Origin of the sequence: Microcoleus sp. Pol7_A1 (genome assembly GCF_036701085.1) — a bacterium.
In the GTDB taxonomy this organism is placed as follows: domain Bacteria; phylum Cyanobacteriota; class Cyanobacteriia; order Cyanobacteriales; family Microcoleaceae; genus Microcoleus; species Microcoleus asticus.
Window position 1 is genome coordinate 86,577 of sequence record NZ_JAUBQD010000021.1, and the last position, 9,167, is coordinate 95,743.

Consider the following 9,167-nt stretch of genomic DNA (forward strand, 5'->3'; position numbering starts at 1 on the left):
AATCTGGGTTTGGAGGATTAGGCAATAAATTGCGAGGTCTGTGTATTCAAAACCCTTGCTTTTACTCATAGGATGAACACATCCGAATAAACCAATAAAAGGATAAGGTAATGACCAAAGACAATACGAAAATCGCATTGGTAACAGGGGCGAGCCGAGGACTTGGCAAAAATACCGCTTTGACCCTTGCCAGAAAAGGAGTAGATGTCATCGTGACATATCACAACAGCGATGAGGATGCCAAAAATGTCGTATCTGCGATCGCCGAGATCGGGGCTAAAGCCGTTGCACTGCAACTGGATACTTCAAACACGAAAACCTTTGACGGTTTTGTGGAACAAGTCAAGCAGTCACTCAAAGATAACTGGCAGACAGAGCATTTTGATTTCCTCGTGAATAATGCTGGTATTGGAGTTCATGCGTCTTTTGCTCATACCACCGAAGATGATTTCGATCGCTTGATGAATATTCATGTAAAGGGCGTTTTTTTCCTCACGCAGAAACTTCTGCCTTTGATAAATGATGGAGGACGGATAGTCAATATTTCCTCTGGACTTGCCCGTTTTGCTCTACCGGGCTATGCAGCTTATGCAAGCATGAAGGGAGCGATCGAAGTTTTGACCCGATACATGGCGAAAGAACTGGGACACAGACAGATTGCTGTGAATGTGGTAGCCCCAGGCGCAATTGAAACGGATTTCAATGGCGGTGCGGTGCGTGACAATCCTGAGATTAACAGCTTTATCGCTTCGCAAACTGCCTTGGGTCGCGTCGGTCTTCCTGATGATATCGGCGGTGCGATCGCGGCTTTGCTATCGGAAGATAACAGATGGGTGAATGCACAGAGAATCGAAGTCTCTGGCGGTCAGTTTATTTAATTCAAGTCAACCTCAATAACAGGAAAAATAACCATGTTGAACGTAGAAAATAAAGTTGTTCTGATCACTGGAGCCAGTAGCGGAATCGGTGAAGCCACCGCTAAGTTACTGTCCAAAAAAGGCGCAAAAGTTGTTTTAGGCGCACGTCGCACCGATCGCCTAGAAGCGATCGCCAAGGACATTCGTGCGGAGGGTGGAACAGTCGAATACCAGGCGCTGGATGTGACGCAACGCAGTCAAATGGAGGATCTCGTTCAATTTGCCCAAAGTAAGTTCGATCGCGTAGATGTCCTGATTAACAATGCTGGCATCATGCCCCTATCCGCACTCGAACAACTGAAAGTTGAGGAATGGGATCGCATGATTGATGTCAATATCAAAGGTGTTTTGTACGGCATCGCGGCGGCACTTCCTGTCATGAAAGCACAAAAATCTGGTCAGATTATTAATATTTCCTCGATCGGCGGACACGCGGTTTCTCCTACTGCGGCTGTTTACTGTGCTACTAAATTTGCCGTTAGAGCAATCTCAGAAGGATTGAGACAAGAAGTTGGGGGCGACATTCGGGTGACGGTGATTTCTCCTGGAGTAACGGAGTCTGAGTTAGCCGAGAGCATCACTGATGAAACTGCAATATTGGGAATGCAAGAATTCCGCAAAATAGCTATTCCTGCGGCTGCGATCGCGCGATCGATTGTATTTGCGATCGAACAACCTGACGATGTTGATGTTAGCGAAATTATTGTCAGACCAACAGCAAGCCCTTACTAACGAAACAAGAAACTTCTCTCTCGAACTTACGGTGTGATGAAGCTCGTAATCTGGCGACCGCCAATGCCCAATTCGCTAGTTAGATTTCGCCATCTCTCTCACCCAGTTGCGTAAATTCACCTCTGCTTCTACCTCATCTAGCAGCGCTGCGGCTAAAAATTCGTAGAGCTTGGACTTCGGAAGTATCGGAAAAGTCGGGCTGACCGATACTTCCAAATACTCATCGTTCTCTAGCTTATAAATTCGCCATTCTCTACCATTGTAACGCCAAAATTCCGGTACTCCCATACTGGCATAGAGAGCAGGCTTGTTAATATCAGTATGGGTGATATCTATTTCTACTACTAAATCGGGTGGCGGATCAGTGGCTAAATCTACTGTACGACCGACTACGAGGGGCTGATTTTGGATGTAATAGGCATTATCTGGTTCTGCACCGCGCTCTAAGTCCGATCGATCGAGGGTTGTCGAACCCATTGTTTTGATTTTTAAACCTAACTCTACAGCCAAAATAATAATCAGTCGTTCGATTAAGCGTGCCGAAAATTCGTGTTCTTCTAAAGGCATGGTAATTTCTAAAATTCCTCGGTCGAATATCAATGTAGCTGCTCGTTTATCGCCCAAAATCTGTAACAGTTGTTGATAACCCTGCCAAGTAATATTTCTAAACACCACTCGCTGTTCGCCTATTGGTAACGGTGGTGCGATCGGCGCAACAGAAATCATATGTTTACTTCCAGCTATGATCTTTCTAAGATAACATAAGCAACAGGCAAGATGCCTGTTCCACAACTAACAAATTATTGATTGTGGAACGGGCATCTTGCCGTTCTTAAAAATAGTCAACAAATTCTATTTACTCCGATCTGTTCTCTGCAGCAAAATAAATTCAGCTAGCGCCAAATCAACAGGCGTTGTGACTTTCAAATTCGTCTCTTCTCCCTCCACAATTTGCACTGGTAAACCGCATTTTTCAAACAAAGCCGCATCGTCTGTCACTTCCCAACCTTTCTGTCGCCCTTGTTCGTGACACTGCTTTAACAATTGCACTTCAAATCCTTGGGGAGTCTGGGCCGCCCATAAATTGCTCCTTTCCGGCGTTTCTCGCACGATCCGACGCTCATCTACGACCTTAATCGTATCCTTGACCGGGACGGCGACAATCAAGCCCGGACAGCTCAAGAGGGCCTCTGCAGATCGATCGAACAATTCAGCAGTAGCCAAACATCGGGCGCCGTCGTGAATCAAGACTCGATCGGCATTTGGTGGCAAAGCCTGCAAACCGTTGTAAACTGACTCTTGGCGGGTGGCGCCTCCTTGAATCAGTTCCACGGGCTTAACCAAAGATAAATCGCTCAGAATTGCTTTAAAATCAGGAAAATCGTCTGGCTGGCCCATAATGCCAATCCAGCTAATGTGCTGCGAAGCTTCAGCAGCAGCCAAAGTCCAACTCAGCAAAGGTTTTCCCAGCAAAGTCAGCAGCAGTTTGTTCCGCTGACTCCCCATCCGTCGCCCCGAACCCGCCGCAGGAATTAATAAGTGCATTAACTAACCGTTCTTAACCCAACTAGGTATATATTAAGAGCGTCCTGTACTTTTGGGTCAGTTGTTTAGCTGTCAGCCAGTAGCTTTTAAAGTCTAGAAATACTATAAGCTGATAGCTGAAGGCCGATCGCTGAGAGCTACCTCGATAGATAATAGCCGATCGTTTATGATGCGAATACTAGCACTTGTCCCAGGCGGGATTGGCGACCAAATTTTATTTTTCCCCACCCTCGATGACCTCAAGCAGTCTTATCCAGAGGCGCAAATTGATGTCATCGTGGAACCGAGGGCGAAGGGCGCTTACCGAGTCTGCAAATCCGTCAAAGAAGTCTTGACGTACAATTTCAAAGACCGCAACGCTATGGCAGATTTGGGCAATTTACTGGGCGTAATTCGCGATCGCGAATACGAAGCAGTGATTTCCCTAGGTCAGCGTTGGACTGTAGGGCTGCTGCTGTGGCTGACCGGCATTCCGCAGAGAGTTGGCTATTCGGGAACCAACGGCGCTCGATTTCTCACCGCTGCTGTACCGCTGAAAACTGAACAGTACGCCGCTTCAATGTACCACGATTTGCTGCAAGGATTTAATATTAAAAATCCTTGTCCGCCACTGGCAATTAATGTACCAAAACAGGACATTCAGTGGGCGGAAGCCGAACAGCAGCGGTTGGGCGTAAAAGAAAGCGGATACATTCTAATTCACGGCGGTTCCAGTCAATTAGCTGTGTCTAAAGGTATTGACAAAATTTACCCTACAGACAAGTGGAAGCAAATCATCGAAGACTGTCAGCAGCGGCAGCCGAATTTGCCTGTTGTTGTTGTGAAAGGCCCAGAAGATGCAGACTTCGTGACAAAGTTAGTCGAGTTATGTCCGAATGTAAAAGTGATCTCGCCGGATGATGTCGGCAAGTTGGCTGCTACCATTGCTGCTGCTAATTTGATGATATGTACTGACAGTGCGCCGATGCACTTAGCTGTGGCGGTTCAAACTTATACAATAGCTTTGTTTGGCCCGACTGAACCGGCGAAATTGTTGCCAAAGAGCGATCGATTTGTGGGCATTAAATCTCCTACTGGCAAAATGGCAGACATCTCTCCTCAAGAGGTTTTAAAGAAGGTTTGGGGCGGCTAAAAACTAGGATATCTAAGTCAGGACACGGCAGTGCCGTGTCCCTACAATTTAGGTGGTTTCCAGGCTTTGTTTGGGAACCCATATCTAGAGGCTCTGCCTCGCTTATCGGGGCTTCACAGGAGGCGCAGCCTGGGGACGAGGAATCATTTTCCGTAATTCCTCTTTCGCTCTTCGTTTTTCAACAAGCTCCATCATCTGCTGTAATTCCTTCTTTTTTTGGTTGGCAAACCGAGTGGCGGCAACAGTTGTTACTCCTCCCGCGGCAGTAGTGACAGCACCTTCCTGAACTTTATTAGCATAAACAAGTCCCACACCTACGAAAGCAAGAATTGCCGATGTACCGATGACGGTAAGGGCGACATTGTAGCTTTGGCGAACTTGTCGCAGCAATTCTTCCAGTATTTCTTCTGCAATGTCGCTATAATCTTCATCAGGTTGCGAGTTGCCGAATAAGTTAAAATTCATAACTGTTTCCTTTCCTAAATACTGATAAGTTTTGTTTCTACAATTACTCTACCGAAGCAAACAGCGAGAGTCTAGGGCAGATAGGGCGAGTTTTAATTTGCGATATGCCCTAATTTTTGGGGCAGATAGGGCAGGAGATTACAACCTATCTGCCCTAGACAGACAGAAATATTTAAATATAGAATGTGAGTGCGATCGGAGTTACGGATGAATAATCATGGAATCTCGCTCCCGCTAGCCCCCATGCTGTTTCATTCCCCCAAAACCAGCCAGGGAATGAATTCCCTGGCTAATAGCAAAAGTCGGTTAAAACCGAATAAAATACTAATTTTCAGTCCTCTTAAGAGGACTTTCGCTATGAGACAGGGAATTCATTCCCTGTCGGACTGTCGGATTATCGAATTATCAAATTAACTGAAAAACTAACAACCATACCTAAAAACATACTATGCGCGAATTAGATAAAGTTCAATCGAGTGCAACTGGAAAAAGTAAGCTCAGAGAATCATACCAAGAGGCTGGATTGACGATAAAAAAACTCGCTGATAAAACTAATATTTCCGAGGACACAATTAAGCGCTTACTCGGTACAAAACCATGTTTTAATGGCGTAGAAAGATGGCAAGTTACCAACATAGCTAAAGCATTAGGAATAGAACCCACAGATATTGTTGACCCAAAAGATTGGAATGCCGAAAATAAGCTGCCGCCCGAGTTTGAATCACTTATAGCAGAAAAAATTAAAACCTTTTGCGGCCGAAGATTTGTTTTTAAGGCTTTTCAGGACTTTCTCAAGGAAAAGCCTCACGGTTATTTTACAATTATCGGGGATGCGGGAATGGGCAAAAGTTCGATCGTTGCCAAATACGTCTCCGAACATAAATCTCCCTGCTATTTCAATATTCTCGTCGAACGTCGCAACAGACCAGAATTGTTTTTGAAGAGCATTCGCCAGCAATTAATTGACCGCTATCAATTGCCAAATTCAGAAGATGCCGATTTACCAACTTTACTGACAAAGGTGGCGGGAAAACTTACTTGTGGCGAACGTTTGGTAATTGCGATTGATGCACTCGATGAAGTTGAACAAGAACCGGGAGAAAATCTTTTACATTTACCGACCACTCTGCCAGATCGGGTTTATTTCTTGCTGACGAGGCGACCGCATAACCTCGGTCAAAAGATGCTGTCTGTATCTCCGGGAGTTCCGGTAAAAGAGTTAGATTTAAGAGACAGCAAGTATGTTAGTTTCAATCAGGATGATATCAAAGAGTATATTCGGTATCTGCTCTATACCGATTCTCAGTATAAAGATGAACTGAGAAACTGGATTCAAACCCGTAGCATTTCCGATACAACTTTTGTCGAGCAATTGGCAGACAAAAGCGAAAACAATTTTATGTATTTGCGGTATGTTTTGCCCGCAATTGCTAAGGGCGATTATAATGACTTGAGCTTAAAGCAATTGCCCGACGGGCTGCAAGAGTATTATCAAAACCATTGGGTGCGGATGGGAATGGAAGCTAAGCCAGGGCAATTGATGGAGATTGTCTTGTATATTTTAATAGAGATTGGCACGCCGATTCCCTGCGAGATGATTGCTGGAATTGCCGAGGTTGATGAATGTGAGGTGGCACAGGTTTTAGAAGATGAGTGGGTTGAGTATTTAAAAAAGCAGCAGGTAGATGGAGAAATCTGCTATACCATCTATCACGCTAGTTTCCTTGATTTTGTGAAAACCAAACGGGAGATGGATGCAAAGCGGAAGATTTTTCAGGACGTAAATCAACGGATTGCTGAGTATTTAGAAAAGGAGATGGCGTGAGATGGGAGAATTTGCGGACAAGTTCGAGGCCAAACCACTTTTCTATCAACGTGCTTATCTGGGCAGCTTAGTGGCAAATCATGTCAAGTCAGGGAATTTAGAAAAGTATTATCAAATACTGACAGATTTTAACTTTTTGATGGCAAAGATTCAGCATCCCGAGTTTGGGCTGCAGGCACTTATTGATGACTTCAATCTGGTTGACGGTTCAGAAGCATTAAGCCACCCAGAGTACAATCCAGAAAAAGTCAAAGTTCTGAACTTAATTCAATCGGTATTTTGGATGTCAGCCGATATTTTGGAGCGAGATAAGACGCAACTCGCCGAGCAATTGTGGGGGCGCTTGACCCACTTAAAAACACCAGAAATAAAAGCCATTCTGGAGGGAGTTCAGCATCAGAAAGCCGTACCTTGGTTGCGTCCTTTCACACCCTGTTTTACTCCCCCCGGCAGCGGAGTTCTACGAACCCTTAAAGGTCACAGCGACTCGGTAAATGTTGTAGCAGTAACTGCTGATGGCAAGCGAGCAATTTCTGGCTCATCTGACACAACCCTTAAAGTCTGGGATTTAACAACTGGAGAGGAACTATTTACTCTCAAAGGTCACAGTGACTCGGTAAATGCAGTAGTCGTTACTACTGATGGCAAACGGGCGATTTCTAGCTCAAAAGACAACAGGATTAAAGGTTGGGATTTAACCACTGAAAAGGCACTGTTTACTTTCGATCTCGAAAGTCATACCAAATTGGTAAATGTAGTAAGCGTGACTGCTGATGGTAAGCGGGCGATTTTTGCTTCAAGAGATAACACGATTAAAGTTTGGGATTTAATAACTGGAAAAGAACTATTTACTCTCACGGGTCACACCAAATTGGTAAATGCAGTAGCGGTCACTGCTGATGGCAAGCGGGCAATTTCGGGTTCATCTGACAAAACTATCAAAATTTGGGATTTAACAACTGGAAATGAACTGTTGACTCTCACAGGTCACAAAAAATCTGTAAAAGTATTAGCCGTAACTGCTGATAGCAATCTGGCAATTTCGGGTTCATTAGATAACACCCTCAAAGTCTGGAATTTAACCACTGGAAATGAACTATTGACTCTCAAAGGTCACGGAAAATTGGTAACAGTAGTAGCCGTGACTGCTGATAACAAGCGGGCAATTTCTGGCTCATCTGATAATACCTTCAAAGTCTGGGATTTAACAACTGGGAATGAACTATTTACTTTCAAAGGTCACAGCGACTCGGTAAATGCAATAGCCGTAATTCCTGATTGCAAGCGGGCAATTTCCGGTTCATCGGATAACACCCTCAAAGTCTGGAATTTAACCACTGAAAATGAATTGTTTACTCTCACAGGTCACAGCGACTCGGTAAACGCAGTAGCCGTTACGGCTGATGGCAAGCGGGCAATTTCCGGTTCATCGGATAACACCCTCAAAGTCTGGAATTTAACCACTGGAAATCAACTGTTTACTCTAAAATGTCACAGCGACTCGGTAAACACAGTAGCCGTTACTGCTGATGGCAAGCGGGCGATTTCGGGTTCATTGGATAACACCCTCAAAGTCTGGGATTTAAACACTGGAGAGGAACTGTTTACTCTCAAAAGCAATTTGATAAAAGCAGTAGTCGTTACTGCTGATGGCAAACGGGTAATTTCTGGTTCGTGGGACAATACCCTCAAAGTCTGGGATTTAACCACTGGAAATCAACTGTTTACTCTCACAGGTCACAGCGACACGGTAAACGCAGTAGCCGTTACTGCTGATGGCAAACGGGTAATTTCTGGTTCGTGGGACAAAACCATTAAAGTCTGGGATTTAACCACTGGAAAGAAACAGTTTACTCTCAAAGGTCACAAAAAATCGGTAAACGCAGTAGCCGTTACTGTTGATGGGAAGCGGGCGATTTCTGGTTCGTGGGACAACACCCTCAAAGTCTGGGATTTAACAAGTCGAAAGGCACTGTTGACTCTGGCAGGTCATAACAAATCAGTAAATGTAGTCGCCGTCAGTGCTGATAGCAAGCGGGCAATTTCTGCTTCATACGATAATACCCTCAAAGTCTGGGATTTAACCACTGGAGAGGAAGAGTTTAGTCTCAAAGGTTACAGCAACTCGGTAAATGCAGTAGCTGTCACTGCTGATGGCAAGCGGGCGATTTCTGGTTCAGATGACAATACCCTCAAAGTCGGGGATTTGTCGAGTGGAAAGGAACTGTTTACTCTCAAAGGTCACAGCGACTCGGTAAAAGCAGTAGCCATCACCCCCGACGGCAAGCAAGCGATTTCTGCTTCATCAGACAACACCCTCAAAGTCTGGGATTTGTCGAATGGAAATATCATTGCTAGTTTCACTGGTGAAAGTTCGATCGCCTGTTGCGCTATTGCACCCGATGGACTCACAATTGTGGCAGGCGATGAATCCGGTCGCGTATATTTCCTGCGACTAGAAGGGATGGAGGCACTAAGGAATGAAAATTTAATAACATCAGCGATGTATAATAAATAAATGAGTGAATATGAATAGGTTTATGTTTCGGTA

General features: G+C 44.8%; 8 protein-coding genes. 5 read left to right on the forward strand and 3 right to left on the reverse strand.

The window, feature by feature from the left end; all coding sequences use genetic code 11:
* Positions 1–110 precede the first annotated feature (110 nt).
* Together QUA20_RS14405 and QUA20_RS14410 are read left to right on the forward strand one after the other, a co-directional pair.
* Positions 111–878 carry an SDR family oxidoreductase gene (locus QUA20_RS14405; protein ID WP_333189485.1) on the forward strand — a complete coding sequence of 256 codons (768 nt, stop codon included), beginning with the start codon at positions 111–113 and terminating at the stop codon, positions 876–878.
* A 33-nt stretch (positions 879–911) separates the two neighbouring features.
* Positions 912–1,649: an SDR family oxidoreductase gene (locus QUA20_RS14410; protein ID WP_333189486.1), complete on the forward strand. Its 738-nt coding sequence runs from the start codon at positions 912–914 to the stop codon at positions 1,647–1,649.
* Between the two features lie 75 nt (positions 1,650–1,724).
* Here QUA20_RS14410 and QUA20_RS14415 read toward each other — a convergent pair whose 3' ends face one another.
* Both QUA20_RS14415 and ispD read right to left on the reverse strand, forming a co-directional pair.
* Positions 1,725–2,375, reverse strand: a complete 651-nt coding sequence (locus QUA20_RS14415; protein ID WP_333189487.1) for a Uma2 family endonuclease — start codon at positions 2,373–2,375, stop codon at positions 1,725–1,727.
* A 126-nt stretch (positions 2,376–2,501) separates the two neighbouring features.
* Positions 2,502–3,194: a 2-C-methyl-D-erythritol 4-phosphate cytidylyltransferase gene (gene ispD / locus QUA20_RS14420; protein ID WP_333189488.1), complete on the reverse strand. Its 693-nt coding sequence runs from the start codon at positions 3,192–3,194 to the stop codon at positions 2,502–2,504.
* 169 nt (positions 3,195–3,363) lie between these two features.
* Between ispD and QUA20_RS14425 the strand changes: the two genes are divergently transcribed.
* Positions 3,364–4,326: a glycosyltransferase family 9 protein gene (locus QUA20_RS14425; protein ID WP_333189493.1), complete on the forward strand. Its 963-nt coding sequence runs from the start codon at positions 3,364–3,366 to the stop codon at positions 4,324–4,326.
* A gap of 102 nt (positions 4,327–4,428) precedes the next feature.
* On the opposite strand, the gene QUA20_RS14430 is transcribed toward QUA20_RS14425, so the two are convergent.
* Positions 4,429–4,791, reverse strand: coding sequence for a TRADD-N-associated membrane domain-containing protein (locus QUA20_RS14430; protein ID WP_333189489.1), 363 nt, complete (start codon positions 4,789–4,791; stop codon positions 4,429–4,431).
* 448 nt (positions 4,792–5,239) lie between these two features.
* On the opposite strand from QUA20_RS14430, the gene QUA20_RS14435 reads away from it, so the two are divergent.
* On the forward strand, positions 5,240–6,616 hold the full coding sequence (locus QUA20_RS14435) for an NACHT domain-containing protein (protein WP_333189490.1): 1,377 nt from the start codon (positions 5,240–5,242) through the stop codon (positions 6,614–6,616).
* Between the two features lies 1 nt (position 6,617).
* Positions 6,618–9,134, forward strand: a complete 2,517-nt coding sequence (locus QUA20_RS14440; protein WP_333189491.1) for a WD40 repeat domain-containing protein — start codon at positions 6,618–6,620, stop codon at positions 9,132–9,134.
* Positions 9,135–9,167: the final 33 nt, after the last annotated feature.

What these genes read in the sequence shown, in the direction of transcription:
- QUA20_RS14405 (WP_333189485.1), top strand. Translation starts at nt 111, where the DNA reads ATGACCAAAGACAATACGAAAATCGCATTGGTAACAGGGGCGAGCCGA.
- QUA20_RS14410 (WP_333189486.1), top strand. Translation starts at nt 912, where the DNA reads ATGTTGAACGTAGAAAATAAAGTTGTTCTGATCACTGGAGCCAGTAGC.
- QUA20_RS14415 (WP_333189487.1), bottom strand. Translation starts at nt 2,375, where the DNA reads ATGATTTCTGTTGCGCCGATCGCACCACCGTTACCAATAGGCGAACAG.
- ispD (WP_333189488.1), bottom strand. Translation starts at nt 3,194, where the DNA reads ATGCACTTATTAATTCCTGCGGCGGGTTCGGGGCGACGGATGGGGAGT.
- QUA20_RS14425 (WP_333189493.1), top strand. Translation starts at nt 3,364, where the DNA reads ATGCGAATACTAGCACTTGTCCCAGGCGGGATTGGCGACCAAATTTTA.
- QUA20_RS14430 (WP_333189489.1), bottom strand. Translation starts at nt 4,791, where the DNA reads ATGAATTTTAACTTATTCGGCAACTCGCAACCTGATGAAGATTATAGC.
- QUA20_RS14435 (WP_333189490.1), top strand. Translation starts at nt 5,240, where the DNA reads ATGCGCGAATTAGATAAAGTTCAATCGAGTGCAACTGGAAAAAGTAAG.
- QUA20_RS14440 (WP_333189491.1), top strand. Translation starts at nt 6,618, where the DNA reads ATGGGAGAATTTGCGGACAAGTTCGAGGCCAAACCACTTTTCTATCAA.